This is a genomic window from Streptomyces regalis, assembly GCF_001509475.1.
Lineage (GTDB): Bacteria > Actinomycetota > Actinomycetes > Streptomycetales > Streptomycetaceae > Streptomyces > Streptomyces regalis.
The window spans coordinates 209,156-231,044 of the sequence record NZ_LLZG01000411.1; the positions used below are offsets into that span (position 1 = coordinate 209,156).

17 protein-coding genes and 1 pseudogene are annotated in these 21,889 nt (G+C 70.0%); 7 read left to right on the forward strand and 11 right to left on the reverse strand.

Annotated features, from left to right (window positions below; translation table 11 throughout):
• Window positions 1-86 precede the first annotated feature (86 nt).
• The 6 genes and pseudogenes from ADL12_RS46365 to ADL12_RS46390 all read right to left on the reverse strand — a co-directional run bounded on the left by ADL12_RS46365 (window position 87) and on the right by ADL12_RS46390 (window position 9,795).
• Window positions 87-581 (reverse strand): lamin tail domain-containing protein, encoded by a 495-nt coding sequence (locus tag ADL12_RS46365; RefSeq protein ID WP_062714876.1) that lies wholly within the window; start codon window positions 579-581, stop codon window positions 87-89.
• Window positions 582-683: 102 nt separating this feature from the next.
• Window positions 684-1,178: pseudogene (locus ADL12_RS46370) on the reverse strand (DUF1152 domain-containing protein); the annotation flags it as partial.
• 589 nt (window positions 1,179-1,767) lie between these two features.
• Window positions 1,768-3,132 carry an FAD-dependent oxidoreductase gene (locus tag ADL12_RS46375; RefSeq protein WP_062714878.1) on the reverse strand — a complete coding sequence of 455 codons (1,365 nt, stop codon included), beginning with the start codon at window positions 3,130-3,132 and terminating at the stop codon, window positions 1,768-1,770.
• A 202-nt stretch (window positions 3,133-3,334) separates the two neighbouring features.
• Complete coding sequence (locus tag ADL12_RS46380; protein ID WP_062714880.1) at window positions 3,335-4,153, reverse strand: chitosanase; 819 nt, start codon at window positions 4,151-4,153, stop codon at window positions 3,335-3,337.
• A gap of 163 nt (window positions 4,154-4,316) precedes the next feature.
• Window positions 4,317-7,094, reverse strand: a complete 2,778-nt coding sequence (locus tag ADL12_RS46385; RefSeq protein WP_062714883.1) for a SpoIIE family protein phosphatase — start codon at window positions 7,092-7,094, stop codon at window positions 4,317-4,319.
• Window positions 7,095-7,269: 175 nt separating this feature from the next.
• Window positions 7,270-9,795: a SpoIIE family protein phosphatase gene (locus ADL12_RS46390; RefSeq protein WP_062714884.1), complete on the reverse strand. Its 2,526-nt coding sequence runs from the start codon at window positions 9,793-9,795 to the stop codon at window positions 7,270-7,272.
• A 269-nt stretch (window positions 9,796-10,064) separates the two neighbouring features.
• Here ADL12_RS46390 and ADL12_RS46395 point away from each other — a divergent pair, with 269 nt between their 5' ends.
• A complete protein-coding gene (locus ADL12_RS46395; RefSeq protein ID WP_062714885.1) occupies window positions 10,065-11,747 on the forward strand; it encodes a tetratricopeptide repeat protein in 1,683 nt (560 codons plus the stop codon).
• A 68-nt stretch (window positions 11,748-11,815) separates the two neighbouring features.
• Here ADL12_RS46395 and ADL12_RS46400 read toward each other — a convergent pair whose 3' ends face one another.
• Window positions 11,816-13,630, reverse strand: a complete 1,815-nt coding sequence (locus tag ADL12_RS46400) for an ABC transporter ATP-binding protein (protein WP_079052651.1) — start codon at window positions 13,628-13,630, stop codon at window positions 11,816-11,818.
• A 274-nt stretch (window positions 13,631-13,904) separates the two neighbouring features.
• On the opposite strand from ADL12_RS46400, the gene ADL12_RS55330 reads away from it, so the two are divergent.
• A complete protein-coding gene (locus ADL12_RS55330; RefSeq protein ID WP_167364479.1) occupies window positions 13,905-14,078 on the forward strand; it encodes a hypothetical protein in 174 nt (57 codons plus the stop codon).
• Window positions 14,079-14,189: 111 nt separating this feature from the next.
• On the opposite strand, the gene ADL12_RS46405 is transcribed toward ADL12_RS55330, so the two are convergent.
• Together ADL12_RS46405 and ADL12_RS46410 are read right to left on the reverse strand one after the other, a co-directional pair.
• Window positions 14,190-15,116, reverse strand: coding sequence for a GNAT family N-acetyltransferase (locus tag ADL12_RS46405; protein ID WP_062714886.1), 927 nt, complete (start codon window positions 15,114-15,116; stop codon window positions 14,190-14,192).
• Window positions 15,117-15,171: 55 nt separating this feature from the next.
• On the reverse strand, window positions 15,172-15,525 hold the full coding sequence (locus tag ADL12_RS46410; protein WP_062714887.1) for an SH3 domain-containing protein: 354 nt from the start codon (window positions 15,523-15,525) through the stop codon (window positions 15,172-15,174).
• A gap of 137 nt (window positions 15,526-15,662) precedes the next feature.
• On the opposite strand from ADL12_RS46410, the gene ADL12_RS46415 reads away from it, so the two are divergent.
• Complete coding sequence (locus ADL12_RS46415) at window positions 15,663-16,112, forward strand: hypothetical protein (protein ID WP_062714888.1); 450 nt, start codon at window positions 15,663-15,665, stop codon at window positions 16,110-16,112.
• Window positions 16,113-16,226: 114 nt separating this feature from the next.
• Entirely contained in the window at window positions 16,227-17,012 is a 786-nt protein-coding gene (locus ADL12_RS46420; protein WP_244188292.1) for a DUF817 domain-containing protein, read from the forward strand.
• Here ADL12_RS46420 and ADL12_RS46425 read toward each other — a convergent pair.
• A complete protein-coding gene (locus tag ADL12_RS46425; RefSeq protein ID WP_062714890.1) occupies window positions 17,007-17,612 on the reverse strand; it encodes an NUDIX hydrolase in 606 nt (201 codons plus the stop codon). The two genes, ADL12_RS46420 and ADL12_RS46425, sit on opposite strands and share 6 nt — an antisense overlap.
• 364 nt (window positions 17,613-17,976) lie before the next feature.
• On the opposite strand from ADL12_RS46425, the gene ADL12_RS46430 reads away from it, so the two are divergent.
• The 3 genes from ADL12_RS46430 (at window position 17,977) to ADL12_RS46440 (ending at window position 21,431) form a co-directional block, all read left to right on the forward strand.
• Complete coding sequence (locus ADL12_RS46430; RefSeq protein ID WP_079052652.1) at window positions 17,977-18,504, forward strand: DUF1062 domain-containing protein; 528 nt, start codon at window positions 17,977-17,979, stop codon at window positions 18,502-18,504.
• A 331-nt stretch (window positions 18,505-18,835) separates the two neighbouring features.
• Window positions 18,836-19,636, forward strand: coding sequence for an endonuclease/exonuclease/phosphatase family protein (locus tag ADL12_RS46435; protein ID WP_062714973.1), 801 nt, complete (start codon window positions 18,836-18,838; stop codon window positions 19,634-19,636).
• 55 nt (window positions 19,637-19,691) lie between these two features.
• Window positions 19,692-21,431: an acyltransferase gene (locus ADL12_RS46440; protein ID WP_062714893.1), complete on the forward strand. Its 1,740-nt coding sequence runs from the start codon at window positions 19,692-19,694 to the stop codon at window positions 21,429-21,431.
• Between the two features lie 86 nt (window positions 21,432-21,517).
• Here ADL12_RS46440 and ADL12_RS46445 read toward each other — a convergent pair whose 3' ends face one another.
• The gene (locus tag ADL12_RS46445) at window positions 21,518-21,847 is read right to left on the reverse strand and encodes an antibiotic biosynthesis monooxygenase family protein (protein WP_062714895.1); all 330 of its coding nucleotides are present in this window, start codon (window positions 21,845-21,847) and stop codon (window positions 21,518-21,520) included.
• Window positions 21,848-21,889 lie beyond the last annotated feature (42 nt).

Sequence of the window (21,889 nt, forward strand, 5' to 3'; positions counted from 1 at the left end):
GCCTGCGGTCACGACAATGACTCGGTGAGCAGGACCCGTCCACCATCCGCATTGGGGCGGGTCCTGCTCACGCGGCCCCCGAACGGTCAGCCGTGGTAGGTGATGTAGCCGTTCCCGTCCGGGTCGTTGCCGCTCTTGGTGTACGCGTGCGAGTCGGCGCCGGCGCCCGAGGGCTTGTACAGCTTGATGGTGTCCTTGTCGTTGTTCCACATGAAGTTGCAGTTGTCGCGGTAGACGACGTTGTTCGCGTCGGAGTCGGTGCCGTTCCCGCCCCGGAGCTTCACGTAGTCACCGGGCTGCAGATAGTGGTTGGCGGTGAAGACGAACTTGTTGCTGCTGGCGTCCCGCACGACGTAACCCTTGAGGTTCACGGTCGCGCTCGACGAGTAGTTCTTGATCGTCAGGTATTCCTCGTCGGTGTTGCCGGTGGCGCAGTTGTTGGAGTCGCGGCCGGGCGCGTCGTACTGGATGCCCTTGATCTTCAGCGCGGACGAGTACTCGGTGGCCTGGGCCGGTACGGCGGACAGTGCGGCGAGCGTGCCTGCCGCGACGGCGGTTGTGGCGACAATGCGTATACGCATGGAGAAATATCCCCCCTGTATGGAGCTTCTGTGAAGATCAGGAGTGTATGCAGGGCACGCGGACGCTGTGGCGACTTCACCGAAATGTGAGACAGGGACGCGTCAGTGCGGGTAGGCCCGTGGTGGCCGCTGACGCGGGAGCTCGTCGCGGAACTCCGCGATGGCCGAGCTGATCTGGCGCATGAGCGCGGTGTTCTCCAGCCGGTCGAGATAGAGGTTGCGCCGGGCCAGGGCGGGCGCGTCGACGCAGAAGTACAGGGCCATGAGCGGATTGACGAACAGCTCGCTGTTCCTGGTCCGCTCGGTGAACCGTACGTCGCCGAAGTCACCGCGTACGGCGGCCGCGACGGACCCCTGGACGATGCTCGGGTGGTCCGGCGTGCACTGCTGGGCATGCTCCACGGCGTCGAGGTAGAGGCTCCCCTCGCGGCTGTCGCGCGGCAGCGAGAACGTACCGAGGTAGCCGCCCTCGCGGTCCAGCGCGGCGAGGTTCTCCAGCACCAGGGAGTGGTTGACCCCGTGATAGGAGTCCACCCCGAACCCGAGGCACGCCACGAGTCGCACCGGAACCTCGTCGAGCCCGGACACGGCGGCCAGGTCGTGCGCAGTGCTCCGATTGGCCTGTGCGTCCTGGGTGTGGCTCTATAACACGGCTTGCTGCCCGATGCGACGTGAGCGGACTCGTGTGACACCTTTCGGTGAGTGTCTCCACTGAGCTGCAGGAGCGTGGTGGTGGGCCCGGTAGCGTGCGTGTCACTGCGAGGCCGGTGGGAGCAGTAATCACGATTCCGGTCTCCTTGAGAATCCGCCCCGTGCCCAGGAAAGCGACGCGGGGTCCCCGCCCCGCCCGGGTCCACACCGGAGCGGAAAGCGTCCGGCGGGGCGGCTACCCCAGTCACCGAAGCACCGCAGCCGGCGGCGCCGCAGGCGGCAGGTACCGCAAGCGATGAGCAGCGTGCCCCCGCCGGCGGCACGGACTGCGAGCCACCGGCGGGGGTCCATACCCAGCCATGCACCACGGCCGCTTCCCACGATCCAGGAAAACCCAGGATCGCCGAGGAAACCTCAGCTCATCTGCGACGCTGGCCATGTCCTCCTCCAACAGGCGACGACCACTGCGGAGATGCGGAAATCGAGAGAGGGCCGGGGACTGAACCCCGGCCCCGACTCCGTCTCCGTCGGCGACTTACGCGCCGCTCTCCCGGAGCATGTCCTCGCGCTCGACGATCTTCACGCGCTCACGGCCCTGCGGCTCGCCCAGCGCCTTCTCGGCGGCGTCGAGCCGGTACCAGCCGTCCCAGGTGGTGAAGCGGATCTCGCGCTCGGCGAGGAACGCCTCCACGGCCTCCGGCTCGGGCGAACCCGGCGTCTGCAGACGGCCGTTGGCGAAGTCGTCCAGCAGGTTCGCCACCGTCTCGTTGGCGTCACCCTTGGTGTGGCCGATCAGACCCACCGGACCGCGCCGGATCCAGCCCGTGACGTACGTCGACTGCAGGTGCTCGCCGGACTCCTGTATGACCCGGCCGCCCTCGTCCGGGACCGTGCCCGAGTCGATGTCCCAGGGGAGCTTGGGGAGTTTGTCGGACAGGTAGCCGACGGCGCGGTAGATCGCGGTGACGTCCCAGTCCTTGAACTCGCCGGTGCCCTTGACGTTGCCCGTGCCGTCGAGCGCGGTGCGCTCGGTGCGCAGGCCGACGACCTTGCCGTCCTCGCCGAGGATCTCCGAGGGTGACTCGAAGAAGTGCAGGAACAGTTTGTGCGGGCGGTTGCCGACGTCGCGGATCGCCCAGTTCTCCAGGGTCTTGGCGACCATGTCGGCCTGCTTGTTGCCGCGCCGGGTCTCGATCGAGCCCTCGTCGTAGTCGATGTCCTCGGGGTCGACGATGACCTCGATGTTGGGGGAGTGGTCCAGCTCGCGCAGCTCCATCGGCGAGAACTTCGCCTGGGCCGGGCCGCGGCGGCCGAACACGTGGACCTCCAGCGCCTTGTTGGCCTTGAGGCCGTCGTAGACGTTCGGCGGGATCTCCGTCGGCAGCAGCTCGTCCGCCGTCTTGGCGAGGATGCGGGCCACGTCGAGGGCGACGTTGCCGACGCCGAGGACGGCGACCTTCTCCGCTTCGAGCGGCCAGGTGCGCGGCACGTCCGGGTGGCCGTCGTACCAGGAGACGAAGTCCGCGGCGCCGTACGACCCGTCGAGCTCGATGCCCGGGATCGGCAGCGCCCGGTCGGCCGTCGCACCGGTCGAGAAGATCACGGCGTCGTAGAACGCGCGCAGATCGTCCAGGCTGATGTCGGTGGGGTAGTCGACGTTGCCGAAGAGGCGGATCTGCGGCTTGTCGAGCACCTGGTGGAGGGCCGTGATGATGCCCTTGATGCGGGGGTGGTCGGGCGCCACGCCGTAACGGATCAGTCCGAACGGCGCCGGCATGCGCTCGAAGAGGTCGATGGACACGCCGGGTTCGGCGGCCACCTCGGACTTGAGCAACGCGTCGGCGGCGTAGATTCCGGCGGGGCCGGCTCCGACGATGGCTACCCGCAGGGGGCGGGGCATGATCAGGTTCCCTTCGAGCGGTGATAGATCGACTCGACGGGAAGCCTAAACTAAGGCAAGCCTAAGTCGGTACGCGGGTCCGGTCTATGGGCTCATAAAGCGACTTTATGAGGCGGCGGCTCGTGCGGTCACTCTCTCATGCCGGTGCCGGCTGTGTGCGGGGAGGTCCGGCGCCCCGGCCGTGCGGGGCGCCGGACGCCGCTCAGCCGATGTGGTAACTGTCCCCGTACACCTTCCAGTCGAGCGGCGGATCGAGGTCGAGGTTGCCCTTGCGCAGGAAGACCCGCTGGGCCGTGTCGACCCGGCTGGTGTCGCTGTGGGCCTCCTCCTGCTTCATGGCCCACACGCGCGCGTCCAGGAAGGCGTCCAGGTAGGTGACTTCGTCGCCGCCCTGCGCCGGCGGCCGGGCCCGGTTCAGGGCGCGCCTGCGGATGTTGCGGAAGCTGGTGGGGTCGTCGCCGTCGCCGTGCATGACGATGGCGTCGTAGTACGCGAACTGGCCGAGCACACGCAGCCCGTCGCTCTTGCCCTGCCGTACCGCCGGGTTGAAGTACACCCGGTCGCGCTCGTCGTTCTGCGCCTGCCGGAACGCCTGGTCCTGTGCGGCCCGGCGCCAGTCGCGGGGGAAGTTCGGGTCGAGTCCGTCGTGCGAGTCGGTGCCGTTCACCCGGCGCAGCGCCGGCAGGTACGGGGCCAGGACGTTGCCGGGGCGGCGGTCGGCGTACAGCTCGACGAGGTCGAGCATGTCACCGGTGCCGGAGCAGAAGCCGATGATCCCGGCGGTGTAGCCGCGGCCGTCGCCGATGTCCTCGATGTACTTGTACTGCGCCTTCCAGTCGAGCGAGGAGTTCTCCGCGCTCGACACCAGCTGCATGGCGATCTCCTTCTTCGCCGGGTCGTCGAGTCCCACCGCGGCGCAGAGTGCGGCGGCACGGGGGGAGTTGAGGAGCGGGGCTGACGCCAGGGACGCGCCGATCAGGGCGAGCAGGGTGCGGCGCGACGTATGCGTGAGGTGCTTCACGGCGGCTCCAAGTGGTGGTGGGGGGTGGGGAGTTGGCCGTAGGCAGTACTGATAGGAAAGTTTCCTACCAGAAGCAGATCGTGAAGGGCACCCGTCGCGTCAAAGGTTCGTACCTATGTACAAACAGGCGTGTGCCCATAGGCGTGCGCGAACCGGCCGCCCGTCACGGCAGCGGCTGCTCCGCCCAGATCACCTTGCCCGTGGGCAGGTACCGCGTCCCCCAGCGCTCGGCGAGCTGCGCCACGAGGAACAGGCCGCGCCCGCCCTCGTCCGTCATGGCCGCGTAGCGCAGGTGCGGCGAGGTGCTGCTGGCGTCGAAGACCTCGCAGATCAGAGTGCGGTCGCGCAGCATGCGCACGCGGATGGGGTCACCGCCGTAGCGGATCGCGTTGGTGACCAGCTCGCTCAGGATCAGCTCCGTGGTGAACGACAGGTCCTCGAGCCCCCACCTCTCCAGCGTCCGCGTCACGTCGGAGCGCACCTGGGCGACGGCCGCCGGGTCGGACGGGACCTGCCATTCGGCGACCAGGTCGGCGCCGAGCGCCCGCGTCCGCGCCACGATCAGCGCGATGTCGTCGCTCGGCCGAGCGGGGAGCCTGCCGTCCAGTACGGCCCGGCAGGTCTCCTCCGGTGACCGGCCGGCCCGGGCCAGCGCGTCCCGCAGCAGCGCCAGACCCTCGTCGATGTCCCGCTCGCGGTCCTCCACGAGCCCGTCCGTGTAGAGCACGAGCCGGCTGTCCTGCGCCAGCTCCAGCTCGGCCGTCTCGAACGGCAGCCCGCCCAGGCCCAGCGGGGGACCGGCGGGCACGTCGGGGAACTCGACGGTGCCGTCCGGCCGGATCAGGGCGGGCGGCGGATGTCCGGCGCGGGCGATCGTGCACCGCCGGGAGACCGGGTCGTAGATCGCGTACAGACAGGTCGCGCCGGCAACCGGAGCGCTGTCGCCCTCCTCCGTCTCGTCCTGGTCGATCCGGGCGACCAGCTCGTCGAGGAGTGCGAGCAGCTCGTCGGGCGGCAGGTCCAGGGCGGAGAAGTTGTGCACGGCCGTACGCAGCCGGCCCATCGTGGCCGCCGCATGCAGTCCGTGGCCGACGACGTCCCCCACCACCAGCGCCACCCGGGCACCGGACAGCGGCAGCACGTCGAACCAGTCGCCGCCCACCCCGGCCTGCGCCGGCAGATACCGGTAGGCGATGTCCAGCGCGTTCTGCTCGGGCAGGCGGCGCGGCAGCAGGCTGCGCTGCAGGGTCACCGCCATGCTGTGCTCGCGCGTGTACCGGCGGGCGTTGTCGATGGACACCGCCGCCCGCGCGACCAGCTCCTCGGCGAGCGCGACCTCGTCGGCGTCGAACGGCTCGCCCTTCTGCGCCCGCCAGAAACTGACCACGCCCAGCACCAGGGACCCCGCCCTGAGCGGGACGGCGATCAGTGAGTGGATGCCGAAGTCCACGACCTGCGCCGACCGCTCCAGATCCTGGGCGCGCCAGCCCTGCGCCTCCTTGAGCCGCGGCTCGGTGACGGCTTGCCCGTCGCTGAGCGCACGGGCCTGCGGCGAGGAGTCGACGAGCCGGATCTGCTCGCCCACGGGGTACAGCGGCGCGTCCTTGCGTATCCCGCTGGACGCCGTGCGGTGCAGCCGGGTCCGCGGCTCCGGCTGCCCGCCCCCGAGTACGGCGTCGAACAGGTCGACGGTGGCGTAGTCGGCGAACCGGGGCACCGCGAGCTCCGCCAGTTCCTCGGCGGTACGGGTGACGTCCAGACTGGTGCCGATGCCGACACCGGCGTCGTACAGCATGTTCAGGCGCTCGCGGGCCTCCTCGGCCCGGCCGGACAGGGCCCGCAGCTCCGTCGAGTCGCGGAGCGTGGCGACGCTGCCGGAGGGCCGGCCCCTGAGGTGGGTGGGGCGCTGGTTGACCGCGAGCAGCCGGTCCTTGACCAGGTGCACCTCGTCCGTGGCCATCCGGCCCGAGTCGAGCAGTTCGGCGGTGTCGGGGGCGAGGCCGAGGTCGATCACCCGGCGTCCCTCGGCATCCTCGGGAAGGTCGAGCAGGCGGTGCGCCTCGTCGTTGGCGAGCAGCAGCCGCCCCTCGTCGCCGACGATGATCACGCCCTCCCGGACGGCGTGCAGGACGGCGTCGTGGTGCTCGTACATCCGGGTCATCTCGTCCGGCCCGAGGCCGTGCGTCTGCCGCAGCAGCCGCTTGCTGACCAGGGCCGTGCCCGCCGTGGACAGGGCGAGCGCCACGGCCGCGGCGGTCAGCACGAGCGGCAGCTGCCGGTCCGCGGTACCGCCCACCGTCTTCGTCGTGATCCCGGCCGACACCAGGCCCACGACCTTCCCGCCGGGGTCCTTGACGGGGACCACCGCCTGCACGAGGGGACCGATGGTCCCGGTGATGTGCTCGACCACGACCTTCCCGGCCAGCGCCGGTTCCAGGGTGCCGACGAACTTCTTCCCGATGCGGTCCGGCTTGGGGTGGGTGTAGCGGATGCCGTCGGTGTTCATGACGACGATGAAGTCCACGTCGGTGGCCTCGCGCGCCGCCTCGGCCCGCGGCTGCAGGACGGCGGTGGGGTCCGGGCTGTTCAGCGCCTCCCTGGTGCCGGGCGCGTTCGCGAAGGCCTCGGCGACCGCCACCGAACGGTTGCGTGCCTCCTGCGTGGTGTCGTACCGCGTCTGCAGTACGAGTGCCACCACCGCGGCGACGACCAGCAGCAGCACGATCACCACTTGCAGCAGGAACACCTGGCCGGCGACGCTGCGCCCGCCCAGTGCCGACCGCACCCCGGCCAGCGGGCCCTTTCGCCGCCCCTCGGCGACGGGGTCGCGCGGCACTCCCCGTTCGGGCACCGCGAAAACGCGGTCGGGCGCACGTCGGGTGCGCAGACCGCTCGGACGACGGGCCGACCGGGCCCCGGATCGACCCGTTAGTCGGACCATGTGCCCATGTCTACACTGCCGCGCCCCGGGAGGCGAGAGACGTCACGGACCGTGACAGGAACTGCTGTCTCCCCCACACGGCGATCACAGACGATCACAGAAGTGCGGGGGCGACTCCGGGCAACTCCCGTCCCCGCAACAGGGTTACGCCGCCCGGCGTCATCGGCGCCCGCCCTCACTTCCCGCGCGGTGGCGTGGCCCGCCGCGTCGCGAGCAGCAGGGCGATGTCGTCGGGGCGGTCCGCCGTGTGCCGGGCCGTCACGGTGAGCCGGTCCGCCAGGCCCGCCAGCGAGCGGCCGCCCCGGCCGGCACCGGGGGCACCGGCCTTGGCCAGCGCCACCCGCAGCGCGCTGATGCCGTCGTCGATGTCGACACCGGGCCGCTCGACCAGCCCGTCCGTGTACAACGCCAGCACGGCACCCGGCTCCATCCGCAGCTCGGCCACCGGATACTGGGCCTGCGGGTCCACGCCGAGCACGACCCCGCCGGGCAGGTCGACGACATGCGTACGGCCGTCGGGGCGGCGCAGCAGCGGTGGCAGGTGCCCGGCATCGGCCGCCTGGGCGACGCCGGTCGCGGGATCGAGCCGGATGTAGCAGCAACTCGCGAACAGACCGGCGTCGAGGTCGATCAGCAGACGGTTGGTGCCGCTCATGACCTCGTCGGGCGGCCGGTCGCCGAGAGCGAAGGCCCGCACGGCGCTGCGCAGCTGCCCCATGGTGGCCGCAGCCTGCACGCCGTGCCCCTGCACATCGCCGATCACCAGGGCCAGACCGTCTCCGGCGGCGACGACGTCGTACCAGTCACCGCCGACCTCCATGCCCTGTGTGCCCGGCAGATAGCGCCCGGCGGTCTCCACCAGCGGGTGCTGCGACAGCCGCCGCGGGAGCAGCGCCTGCTGCAGTCCACGGGCCAGCGCGGCCTCGCTCTCGTAGCGCTGTGCCTTCTCCATGGCGTGCGCGATCAGCCCGGCCATGGCGGTCAGCACCGTGCGCTCCTCGGTGCTGAAGCTGCGCGGCCGGTCGAAGCCGAGGATGCACGAGCCGACCGCACGCCCGGAGGCGATCAGGGGCAGGAACGCGCGGGCTCCCTCCGTCGCGTCCAGGGGGATGCCCGGATAGGCGTCGGCGAGCTGCTGCATGGAGTCGAAGAAGAGCGGACGGCCGCTGGTCAGCGTCTCGACGCCGGGCAGTCGCTCGTCCAGCCCCACACCCTCGAACGGGGCGAGGAACCCTTTGGGGAAGCCCGTCTCCCAGGCCAGGTACAGATGTCGCTCCTGTAGCAGGTAGATGGCCAGCCGACGGCCGCCGAAGGCGGGCAGCAGCTCCCGCATCACCACGGCGGACACCTGACGGGCGGTGACCGCTTCTGTCAGCGCGATGGCGAGGACGATCGGGCGGTACAGGGGAGAGAGCGAAGGCGCACCGGGGGTCTCCGGTGAGCCGGGCGCGTCCGGGAGGCCGGCCGGACCGGCCGCCATGCGGTGTCCTAGCCGTAGCGTGCACGTGAGAAGGTCCCGGCCGGGATAGACGGACATGGCGAGCAGATCGCCCTCGATGGACGCGGCAGCGGGCTCACGCCCAGGGGCGGACGGTCTGCGGACATGAAAGTGCACCGGGTCCGGGGACAGCAGCGCCCCCCGCAGATGATCCTCGACGGCGGGCTGGTTCAGCCACGGCACGCCCTCCCACAGGGTGCGGCCCAGCAACTCGGTGCGCGGCCGGCGCAACAGCCGTGCCGCATGCGGATTCGCGTAGACGACCGCGCCCACCCGGTCCAGGCAGAAGACACCGTCCGGCAGCAGATCGGCCGCCGCGTCCGCCACCGCGCCCGGGCCCGGTTCGAGGACGACACCCCGTACCGTCGCCGCGCCGAACGGGGCCGTATCGTCATGCGGCCCCCACACCTCGACCAGCCGCAGCGCACCGTCCGGGGCACGTACGTACAGCGGCAGCGCCGGCGGCCGGCCCCCGGCGGCCTCCCGCAGCGCCGCCAGAATCCGCTCCGCATCACCCGGGGCCAAGGCCTGCGCGAACGTCTCCGCGGTGCCGTCGGTCTTCCCCGAAGCAGCATCCACTACGGCGTTCAGGCGCTCGTCCGCCGTCACGACACCCGCCACCGGATCCCAGGCGAACCGTCCGACGCGCCCCATGGGCGAGCGCCCGGCCGGGGGCCGGACACACAGGGGCCCGTCGTCCCAGACCACCGCCGACGCGTCCGCGCCCTCCAGGGTCCGCAGTGCCGACCCCAGCTCCTGGGCAACCTGCGCCATGCGCTCGCGCACGGGCAGCAGCTCCGTCGCGTCCGACGCCGAGGGCCGCAGCACCGTCAGCACCCCGTACACGGTCGGCCCGCCCGCGACGGGGACATACAGGGACCCGAACTGGAACGGCAGACCGGCCGCGAACTGCGGATAGCGGCGCATCGTCTCCGTCGCGTTCGGCAGCACCACCTCCACGCCGAGCCGATAGGCGTCCGCGACGGGAAACGGCCGGTCCGCATGCAGCCGCCACCACGGCCGGAACAGCGGCCCCGGCAGCCCCTCCAGCACCGCCAGACGAAGCAGTCCGGGCGTGCCGGAACGCAGATAGACCCCTGCCGCGTGGCCACCGGCCGCGCTGATCGCCTCCGCCGAGGCATCGATCAGCAGCGCCGCCAACCTGCCGGGCGTCCGCTCTGCGTCCTCGGCGCTCCCAGTCATCGGCCCTACCTCGTCCGTACGCCATCACGCGCGCGACACAGCAAGAATGCGCCACGCCGCACCCTGCCCGCACCTGGGCGGCGCAAGCCGGGGGGCGCAGGCTCACCGACCGGGCCGTCGCGCCGCACCGCCCGGCCTGGGTACCCACGGAGGTGGGAGGCGACGCCGTGAGCGGACATGCCCGAACCCGCAACCGGGCATCAACCCTCCCCGTTGGGGGTGCGGGACCGGAACAGTCCGGCAGGCGCAGCACAGGCAGGAGACAGACGATGGAGTACTACGACCTCGGCACCTACACCCGCTCCGTGACCACGTCCTCCGCTCAGGCCCAGCTCTGGTTCGACCGCGGCCTGATGTGGACGTACGCCTTCCACCACGAGGAGGCCGTCGCCTGCTTCGAAGCCGCTGCAGCGGCCGACCCCGACTGCGCCATGGCCCACTGGGGCATCGCCTACGCCCTCGGCCCGAACTACAACAAACCCTGGGAGTTCTTCGACGACCAGGACCTGGCCCGCACCGTCGACCGCACCCATACGGCCGTGGAACTGGCCCATGCGAAAGCGGACACCGCCACCCCTGTCGAACAGGCCCTGATCGCCGCACTGCGCGCCCGCTACCCGCAGGCGAAGGCCGTGCAGGACTGCTCCGTCTGGAACGCCCCCTACGCCGACAGCATGCGCGCGGTCTACGAACTCGCACCCGACGACCCGGACGTCGCCACCCTGTACGCCGACGCCCTGATGAACCTCACCCCCTGGCAGCTGTGGGACCTGCGAACCGGCGAACCGGCCGAGGGCGCGCGCACGCCGGAGGCCAGGGCCGCCCTCGACCGGGCCCTCGCCACTGACGCGGGACGTGACCACCCGGGCGTGCTGCACATGTACATCCACCTGATGGAGATGTCCCCGACACCCGAGGCGGCCCTTCCCGTCGCGGACCGGCTGCGCGGCCTGATGCCCGACGCCGGGCATCTGCTGCACATGCCCTCGCACCTGGAGGTGCTGTGCGGCGACTACCGGCGGGTGGTCTCGGACAACACCGCGGCGATCGCAGCCGACGAGAAGTACCGCTCACGAGCCGGCGCGATGAACTTCTACACCCTGTACCGCACGCACAACTACCACTTCAAGATCTACGGCGCGATGTTCCTCGGCCAGTGCGAGACCGCCCTCCAGACCGTCGCGCAGCTCGAAGCATCCATTCCGGAGGACCTGCTGCGCGTGCCGAGCCCGCCCATGGCCGACTGGCTGGAGGGCTTCCTCGCCATGCGCGTGCACGCCCTGATCCGCTTCGGCCGCTGGGACGACATCCTGGAGCTCACCCTGCCCGCCGACCCCGAGCTGTACTGCGTGACGACCGCGATGCTCCACTACGCCCGCGGCGTCGCGTACTCCTCGACCCACCGCGTCCCGGAGGCCGAGACGGAACGCCGGCTCTTCCACGAGGCCGTCGCCCGTGTCTCCGAGACCCGCATGCTCTTCAACAACACCTGCGCCGACATCCTTGCGATCGCCTCGGCGATGCTCGACGGCGAACTGGAGTACCGCAAAGGCGACTTCGACGCCGCCTTCGCCGCCCTGGAACGCTCCATCGAACTGGACGACAGCCTCCCCTACGACGAACCGTGGGGGTGGATGCAGCCCACCCGGCACGCCTACGGCGCCCTCCTCCTCGAACAGGGACGCGTCGAGGAGGCCGAGGCGGTCTACCGGGCCGACCTCGGCCTCGACGACACGCTCCCGCGCGCCTTGCAGCATCCCGGCAACGTCTGGTCCCTGCACGGTCTCCACGAGTGCCTGATGCGTCTGGGCAGGACCGCGGAGGCACAGATGGTGGCCCAGCAGCTGCGTCTGGCGGCCGCGATGGCGGACGTACCGATCGAGGCGTCCTGCTTCTGCCGACTCGACACCACCGGCCGAGGGGGCGCCGAGGACGGTTGCTGCGCCGACTGACGGGGACCGAGCCGGGCAGGCGGACGGCGAAACGCATCCGCCGCCCGCCGCCCGGGCCGGTCTCCGGTTCAGGGCAACTCGGCCGGCGCAGGGTTGTCGTCGAGGAAGCCGCCGGACTGGTGCTGCCACAGCTTCGCGTAGGCTCCCTGAGCCGCGAGCAGTTCGTGGTGGGTGCCCTGCTCGACGATCCGCCCGCGGTCGAGGACGACGAGTTGGTCCATGGTGGCGACCGTGCTCAGCCGGTGCGCCACCACGAGCGCCGTCCGCCCGTCCATGAGCCGCCACAGAGCCTCCTGGACGAGGATCTCGCTCTCGGAGTCCAGAGCGCTGGTCGCCTCGTCGAGCAGCAGGATCGGCGCGTCGCGCAGGATCGCCCGGGCGAGGGCGACCCGCTGGCGCTGACCGCCGGACAGCTTGATGCCGCGCTCGCCGACCATCGTGTCGAAGCCGTTCGGCAGCGCGTCGGCGAACTCCGTGACGTGTGCCGCCTCGGCCGCGAGGCGGATCTCGGCATCGGTGGCGTCCGGCCGGGCGAACGCGATGTTGTCCCGCAGTGTGCGGTGGAACATCGCCGGGTCCTGCGGCACATAGGCGATCAGACCGCGCAGGTCGGCCTGGCGCAGCCTGCTGATGTCCTGACCGCCGATCAGGATCCGGCCGCCGTCGATGTCCGTCATCCGTAACAGCAGCCGGGTGAGCGTGGTCTTGCCGCCGCCGGACCGGCCCACGAGTCCGACCTTCGCCCCCGCGGGTACGGCCAGGTCGAGGCCCTCGAACAGGGACCGACCGCCGCCGTGGGCGAAGGTCACCTGCTCGAAGCGGACGTCGGCGGCCCCGGGCAGCAGCGGCTCCGGCGACGGCGGGTCGAGCACGGTCGGCGGCGTCAGCAGCAGCTCGGTGAACTGCGCGGCCTCCGTCATCGAGCTCTCCAGCCGACGGTAGATCTGGTTGAACTCGAACATGATCCGCGTCGCGTTGGTGTAGTAGGTGAAGGCGACCACGACCGCCTCCACGCCGTGCTCGCCCCCGCCGAGCGTGACCGCGAGCAGCAGGCCCAGTGCGTTGGTCAGCACCGACATCGGTGCGACCAGCGTGTCGATGCGCAGATTGCCGTAGTCCCACGACCGCAGGGTGAGCGCCCGCGACACCGCCACACGCGAGCGGTGCTCGGCGGCCTCGCGCTCCTCGGCGGCGAACGCCCGCACCGTGTCCATGTTCATCAGGCTGTCGGCGACGTGGCCCGACACCCGGGCGATCGCCTCCTCACGCTCGTCGACGAGCGCCTGGCGGCGCCGGATGAGGGGCACCACACACAGCGCCGTCACCGCGATCATCGCCAGGAGCCCGACGACCAGCAGCGGTTCGTAACGCCACAGCACCACCGCCCCGAACGCCAGCGGCACGAAACTGCCCACGATCTGGAACGTCAACGTGTCGACGAACTGCTCGAAACGGGAGGCGAAGCTCAGGACGCGCTTGGTCAGCGACCCGGCGAAGTTGTCGTGGAAGAACGCTGCGTCCTTGGCGAACAGCTCGTCCATCCCGATCACGTACAGGTGCTCGATGCCCAGGGCGTCCAGGCGGTTCAGGCAGTGCAGAGCGATGCGCCACAGCGTCTCCGCGAGCAGGAGAACACCGACGAAGCCGAGGACGTACGGCAGCGTCGAGGCGAGGGTGATGTCCGTGTCGCCCGCGATGTCACCGACGAGCTTGGCGACGATCAGCGGCGCGATGTAGTTGATCCCGATGTTGCCGAGCGCCGACAGCAGCATCGCCGGTGCCGTCAGCCACCGCAGACGGGCCAACTCCCGTCCGTAGTAACGAAGTGCGAGGAGCACCGAGCGTTTGCCCGGCAGGACCCTGCGCGATTCAGGCGTTCCCATCCCACCCCTGTGATTACGTGGTGTCACTGTGCGAGTACGCAGTGTCCCGCGACGGTGACCGCAGAGTCCAAGCGTTTTTCGGCTGGCTGGTGACGGGGCGGCTTCGGGGCGGGCTTGAGGAACGGTGGTTCTGTGCCCGTGCGGCTGAACCGGAGCCGCAACTTCCCTTTACCACAAGTAACATGATCAACTTCTCTGTCAGGTGCGCCGCGCGGTCCCTGCGGAACCCGCCCGCCACCCCCACCCCCCTCCGTCGTCGATTCCGAGGACCTCGATGCCGTCTCAAGGCGATGCCCTGCAGCAGACACGTACCGACTACGAACACCACATGCAGACCTGCCGGCAGTGCCACGCCGACTCGGCGCCGTGCGCGGTCGCGAAGCACTTGCTGCGCCTGTACAACAACGCCCGCAGAAACAGCACCCATCCGGGCACCAGAGCCCGCTGACTGCCCAGCCCCGGCCGGCCCCGGCGCTTTCCGCGCCGCGGCTGGATCGCCGGCGGCGTTCGCGGGAGAGTCCGGCTGCAACGAAAGGGCCCGGCCAGGTTCTGGCCCCGGTCAGTTCAGGACCGACTCCCAGGTGTCGACGGCGAAATGGACGGCCATCCCGTGCCGGGCGTACAGGGCGGGAGCCCCCGTGGCGTTGGCGGTGTCCACGCCCAGCCCCACCGTCTCCCGCCCGCGCGCGGCGAACGCGGCGAACGCGTGCCGCAGCAGCAGGCCGCCGAGACCCAGTCCACGGGCTTCTCGCAGCACGCCGACGCTCCGGATCCAGCCCATCGCCTCCCGGTCGTCGCGGGCGAGGAGGAACCCGGCGTCCCCCAGATCGTCGGTACCGACGATCCAGACCAAGGACCAGTCGAGGACGTCGGCGCCGACGTCCTCCAGCCACTGGTCGTAGGTACGCGACTGGAAGTCGAAGTGCTCGGCGAAGCTCGACTGATACAGCGCATGGACACACGTACGGTCCGCCTCGTCGGCGCACGACCGCAGCCGTACGCCGGACGGCACCTCGGGCACGAGGTCCGCGGCCGCGTCCAGCGACCGTTGCAGCACGTGGTAGCGCCGTACGACGTACCAGCCCCGCTTCTCGATCAGCCCCGTGTCAAGCGTGGGCTCGGTGTTGAGGTGCAGATGCACCACCGCCCTGGCCGCACCGTTCTCGCGGGCCTTGTCCAGGGCCCGGACCTCCAGCGCGTCCAGAACCAGCTCCCCGGCCTGCTGGTGGTCGGGCAGCACGTAATGGTCGACGTCGACGCGCTCGCCCCCCGACTCGTCCCACAACAGGCCGTACGCCACCAGCCGGTCGCCGTCGAAGACCAGCCACGAGTCGCGCTCCAGAGCGATGTCGGTCCGCTTCAGATCGGCCTCGACGGTGTGCAGGTCGGTCTCGGGCCGGCCGATCTCGATCCGGTCGACTTCGTTGAGCAGATCGGTGAGGGCGGTCGCGTCGGTCAGGCCGGCGGGACGAAGGAGGTAGGACATGGGCTCAGGGTCCGGGGGAGGGGAGCGCGCCCGCAACGGAATTTCGGGAGGCGGTTCAGCAGGCCGCGGAAGCGGGCAGGTCGCCGTACTCGTTGCCCTTGAGGTAGACGGCGCTCACATAACCCTCGACGAGCTTGACCCACACGTTATTGGTGTAGCCGTGGTCGCTGATGGTCTCGCCGCGCGCCCAGCAGTACGCGCCGCGCGGTTGGTTCGCCGCGACGCTGCCGACCTTGTCGTACGAACGCGCCGGTCCGGAGCGGACGTTGACCGTCTCGTACGGCACGACGGCGTACGGCGCGGCCATGACGCGGGCACCGCCCCGGTCCGCGTCGGAGGCCGCGACCGCGACGGGTGACGTGTCCGGCACCTGGCCGGCACTCGGAACCGTAGGGAAACGTGAGGTCACGCGGACCCTGAGACTTCTCAGGTGCCGCCCCTGCGGTCCGGCGGCCTACGGTCCTGACGACGAGCGGGACGAGGCCGGACGACGGCCGGAACCGCCGTTGCGACCAGGACACCACCGACCCACGGAAGAGGGCTCGCATGCGCCGCCGATCGCTCCAGACCCTGCTGGCCACAGGAGGCGCCGCCGCGATGATGGCGCTCACGCCGTTCACCGCCGAGGCCGCACCGTATTCGGGCGGCAACTACGGGGCCTACGCGTACGAAGGCCAGTACCCCACCGTCTCCAGTTGTTCCGGGACCTTCCGCCAGGTCGGCCCGACCAAGACGGCCGAAGGCATGTCGCTGAAGTACTTCTACTCCGACAAGTGCGGCTCCTTCGCCCGGATCGAGAACTCCCGCGCCAACTGCGCCGCCGTGCTGGAGCGCTCGAACTCCGGGGCGGGGCGCGCCGACGGCTGGGTCTCCGAGACCGTCGACTCGGGCATCAACCACGCCTACACGAAGATCGGCAACAACCTCAGCGGCCGTGTCTCACGTGCCCTGCTGACGTGCGACGGGCACATCCTGGCGGACACGAACTGGTACTGACCGACGGGGAGCGGCGCGGCAGGGCCGGCCCCGACCAGTGACGGGGCCGGCGGCAACCGAGGAAGCCACAGGCTCGTCCTTGGGATCATGGTCACCACAAGCATCACAGGCCCCATGGCCGCATCGTTGCGCCAGCTGCTCGACTTCGCGTGGATGCAGACACGGTCCTGTGCCTTCGCCATCGCCCTGATGTCCGGTGTCGCGGCATCCACCCTGCTGCCCGGCCTCCCTGTCGCCCGCTACGACCTGCTCGTCGTGTACGGGGTGCTGCTGACGCTGCTGTTCTGGCTGCGCGGCTGGGAGAACGGGCGGGACGTCGCTGTCATCGCGGTCTGCCACGTCATCGGCCTGGCCTTCGAGGTCGTGAAGGTGTCCCTCGGCTCGTGGAGCTATCCGGAACCGGCCGTACTGAAGTTCGCGGGCGTGCCGCTGTACGGAGGCTTCCTCTACGCCGCTGTCGGCAGCTATGTCTGCCGCGCCTGGCGCCTCTTCGAGCTGGACCTGGTCCGCTACCGGCCGCGGTCGACGGCCGTGGTCGCCGCGGCGGTCTACATCAACTTCTTCAGCCACCACTGGCTTCCCGACGCACGCTGGATCCTGGCCGCACTGCTCCTGGCCGTCACCGCGGGCAGCTCGGTGCGCTACACGGTGCGCGGTGTGCGCCGACGGATGCCGCTCGCGCTGTCGTTCGTCCTGATCGGCTTCTTCCTCTGGGTCGCGGAGAACCTCGCCACCTACCTGGGCGCCTGGCGCTACCCGTACCAACTCGACGGCTGGCAGCCCGTGGGAGTGGAGAAGTTCGGCGCCTGGTCCTTGCTGATCAGCGTCACCTTCGTCCTCGCGGCAGTGGCCCGATCGCACCACAAGCCCGAGAGCACCGGCACACCACCGAGGTCATGAAGCCCGGGCCCGCACCAGCTTGTGGGTGAAGCGGTGCATGTGGGGATCCATCGAGTCGAGCGACTCGGCGAGCACTTGGTCGGGAGTCAGCCATCGGATCGCCGTGAACTCCTCTTCGTCGTAAGTGGTGACGGTTTCCGCGTCCGCGCTGATGACGTACCAGAGCGAGACGTCCGTGTGTTCCCCGGGTCCCCGGGTCCGGGTGACGGTGAGGAACAGAGGGTGTTCGCCCGTGATGTCCGAAGCGACCGCCGGGACACCCAGCTCCTCCCGGCACTCGCGCTCGACCGCGGCCCACGGGTCCTCGCCCGGCTCCACGTGCCCGCCCGGTGGCAGCCACAGGCCGGCTTTGCGGTGGGCGACGAGCAGCAGTTCCCCGTACTTGTCGTCCAGAACGACGAAGTAGCTCACGAGGTGCATCTTCGGCACGTCAGGCTTACGGATCCTGTACACCGGCGCGCCGCCGACGAGCCACTCGCCGGCCGTGCGCAAGTGGGCACGCTCCAGGTCGTCCCAAGGGTCGATGCCCTCGACCAGTTTCACCAACTGGGCCCGAAGACGTCTGTCGGCGGAGCCGGGCACGCTCTGAGAGGACGACATCCCCGCATTCTGGCATCGGGCCGCTTTCAGGTGGCTGGGCAGCGTGAATCGAGTGTCGAGTGAGGAAGAGATGCAGGACGGTGCCCATCGTCGGGTGGTGCGGATCGGTGACACTGTCCGCAGGCGCCGCGTCCGCTGAACGCCGTCCGGCCGGTGAGGCGCTCGAAATTCAGTGGAGCAGCGCCGCTGTGCGCCATTACCGTGCTGCCGAACCAAGTCGTCCAGGCAAGGACGTGCCGTTGTACACCCTGTGAGACCTCCCAAGCGCTGATTCGTCGCGCGTCGCGCCTGCGCGCCGCGCTGCTTTTTGCTGCGGACTTCTCACTGAAACCGGTTTACTTCTGTGCTCAATACCTGGGTGGTCATGCCCACCTGCCTGCCGACCGTCCTCCGCCGTTGTCACGCGTGCGCGTCCGAGCGCTTCCGGGCGAACGGTAGATTTCGCGTCAACGCAAACCACAAGCTCCTCGACGCCTGGCTCCTTGTGCTCTGTACGGCTTGCGGGGACACGGCAAAGCTCACGTTCCTGGAGCGGATGAACGTGCGCTCCGTACGACCTGAGCTGCTGGACCGGATGCATGACAACGACCCTGGCCTGGCAGCTGAGCTGCTCCGGGATCCGGTCGTGCGCCGCCGTAATCGCATCGCCCTCGACTGGGCGGGCGCCTGGCGCCTCGACACCGGCGGATCGGATCACCTGGACAGCGAGGTGATCGATGTCTCGGTCCGCTTTGCGGCGCGGATTCCCGTCCGGCCGGTGCGGCTGATCGCTGAAGGCTGCGGTCTTTCGCGGGCCGAAGTCGAAAGGCTGATCACGGAGGGGAAGCTCGTTTCGGCAGTCCGGCTGAGCGGCAAACTCTCCGGCGACTTCACCTTCACGCTCAAGCGCTGAGCCCTTTCCGGGACCAGGGCCTGTCCGGCAAGCTCCGCCGGACAGGCCCTGGTCCGGCGCTGTGCTCCGGGCACGGCCCGCATGGGCGTGAGGGCGCGTCCGGCTCGGATCGGCGTCGAGATGCTACCGAATGCTGCCGGCGCGGCTCGGGCGGGAGCACGACGCCGGACTTCTTCTCCCTTGGCAGCTGGCGGAGTTGGAATACCCGGGTGCCCATTCCGTGGGCTGAGCCGCGTCCCATAACCTCTGCAGGGAGACGTCAGACGCCATATGTATCCACTGTGAGGAGGCCAGGGTGCTCGGAAGGGGCTCGCGGTTGCTCGCGGTCGTCATGACCGTGGCCTGGATGGTGCTCGTCGGCCCCAGTGCACCAAGCGGTGCTCTCTCCGCCGGGTCACGGCCCGTCGAGGCCGTCAGGGATGTCGTACCGAACCGGGTCATGACGTGGAACATCTGCAACCCCTGCGAGGCAAGCAACGTTGACCGGGCAGCTGAGATCGCCAGGTTTGCGCCCCAGGTCATAGGGCTGCAAGAAGCGTGCGTGCGTGACGTCGAATGGATCCGGGAGTACCTGGAGAGCCTTCACGGGCTCGTTTACCACGTCGAGTACGGGACGGTTCTTCAGGATTGGGGCCGCTGCGGGGGAGTGCCGTGGAATCCGGGGGCCTTTGGCCAGGCGGTCCTCTCGGCTGCACCGATGACAGACCGGGTCGACGTGGAATACCCCGACGGCGGATCCGAGGACCGGGGGTACATGGCAGTCACCACTACTGTGGGCGGCCGGCCCGTCCGGGTCTTTAACACGCATCTCGCCCAACGACGTCAAGAAGCAGTCCGGGCAGACCAGATCGGCGTACTCGCCGCAGAAGTCGCCCGGCATGACCGCGCAATCGTTCTCGGTGACTTCAACGCCGTGCCGGACGCCCCCGAACTCACCGGGATATGGGCACTGGCCGCGGACACAGCCCCCCAGTGCCATCCCTCGTCCACCGGCACCTGCAAGCCGACCACCGACTGGCAGAGCAAGTTCGACTACGTTTTCCTGCGAGGCATCGTCCCACTCGAGCACCGTGTGTATCCGACCCCGTACTCGGACCACCACCTGCTGCACACCGACCTGGACGCAACTTGAGTGGGCATCCTGACCGATGCCGCCAGGTGGCAAGCGCTTACTAGACTTCCGTGATGTGAGCTCAGCAACTCCCCTCGACGACTCTTACTTCGACTACTGCCCCTGGGACTTCGAGCAGCGTGCCACCCCCGAGCAGCGGACGGCACAGGCCGGCCGTCAGCAGCGTCTGACCGACCAGGGTGCAGTATTCGGCCCGCGGTGCTTCGTCTCCGCGGCGGCAGGCGTCTTCCCCGACACCCTGCAGCTGGGCGCGAACTGCTACATCGCCGGGCACGCCTATGTGACCGGCGAACTGACAGCCGGATCCGACTGCACCGTGAACCCTTATGCCACCGTCCGGGGCCGCGTCGTACTCGGCAACGGCGTGCGCATTGGGGCACACAGTTCCCTTTTGGGGTTCAATCACGGCTTCGCTGCCGATCGGCCCGTACACCGCCAGCCACTGACCAGCAAAGGCATCACGGTCGGCAACGACGTGTGGATCGGCTCGAACGTGGTCGTCCTGGACGGGGTCACGATCGGCGATCACTGCGTCGTCGGAGCCGGAGCCGTCGTCACCAAGGACGTTCCGCCATGGACGGTCACAGCGGGCAACCCCGCTCGCCCCGTACGTGATCGCCGCGCCGGGAGGACATCCCCGGGCCGGACGCCAGGTGCTTCCGGTCTGGCGGATGCCGTGGCTCGATTCGCCGACCAGGCTCGTGAGCAGGCCGCCGCCGTCATCGACCGGTGCTGGAACGCTGATGCCGGCCGGTACATCGACCGGCCCGGGGCGCCGGCGACCGTGCGCGCGCACTGCGACGCCATCGAGATCGCCGACCTGTTGCTGGGCTCGCCCCCGCCGCAGCTGCCCGGGGCCGAGCACGCCGAACGGCTGCGGTCCCTGCAGGACCCGGCTACCGGACTGGTCCCCGAATACGGACCGGACGGAAGCCCCGGCGCGCTGCCCGCCCCGTCATCCGACGGCTGGGTCGATGATGGCGCCGCCGAGTATCACGTGCTGTCGGCGGGCTACGCTCTGGGACTCCTGGGCTCGCGTTTCGCCCACCCTGTCCACGTCGCCGCCCGCCTGACGGCAGAGCAGCTCACCGCGCGTCTTGAGGCCTTGCCGTGGCGGACGCGGGCGTGGCACGCCGGTGCCTGGGTGGACTGCTGGACAACAGCTGCGTACCGGAACGCGGAGCTGAGCGACGACCCGGCCGCGCCAGGCGCGCTGGAGGCGTTGTTCGGCTGGCTCCTCACCCGAACCGACCCGACGACGGGCCTGTGGGGTGCGGCCGGTCCCGCCGACGATGCTCGGCTGCAACTGGTCAACGGTGGCTACCGGCTCATCCGCGGCTCGTTCGCTCAGTTCGGTCTGCAAGTGCCGTACACCGAGCGAATGGTCGACACAGTGCTCGCTCACAGCCGGGATCCGCGCTGGTTCTCCCCTGGCCGTGAGAACGCCTGCAATGTCCTCGATGTGGCTCACCCGTTGTGGCTCGCAGGGCAGCACAGCCACTACCGGGCCGCTGAAGCCCGCAGCTGGGCGGAGCAACAGCTGCCGCGGATTCTTGAGCGCTGGCAGCCCGGGGCAGGCTTCGGCTTCGGGCAGGCGGGCGAGAGCGGCGGGCCCGGCCATCAACCAGGGTTGCAGGGCACGGAAATGTGGCTTGCCATTGTTTGGTTGCTGGCTGACATCGCGGGTGTGGCGGGCCGGCTGGACTACCGGCCGCGTGGCGTCCACCGCCCGGAGCCGGGAACTTCGCCGCACAGAGCAACCCCAGGGGCGCCGTTCGCGCTTCGGTCTGCGTGACCGCTGCGCGAACGGCGCCCCCTTTCCTACTGCTTGCGCCGCGCGCCGATGAACCGCGGTGACGAGGTTCGCAGCAGCTCTGACGGCTACTCGCTCTTCGGACCCGCCTGCTGCACGACCTCGAAGGACCACAAGGTGGACCCGCTGGCCGCCGGCTTGGGGCGTTCGCCGCCTTCCGCGCCGCCGCCCTGGTGGGCCGACTTCATGGGGCCCTCCATCCAGGCCTGGAAGGACTCCTCGTCACGCCAGCGCGTGTACACAAGGTAGGTGTCGGTGCCCTCGACGGGCCGCAGGAGTTCGAACCACTCGAACCCGTCGGAGCTCTCCACGGCATGCGCTCGGGAGGCGAAGCGCTTCTCCAGCGTCTCGCGCTGCTCGGCGGGGACGGTCAGTACGTTGATCTTGACTACGCTCATGGTGCTCATCCTGCCGCACGGCCGCCGCCGGGCGCGCGGCGG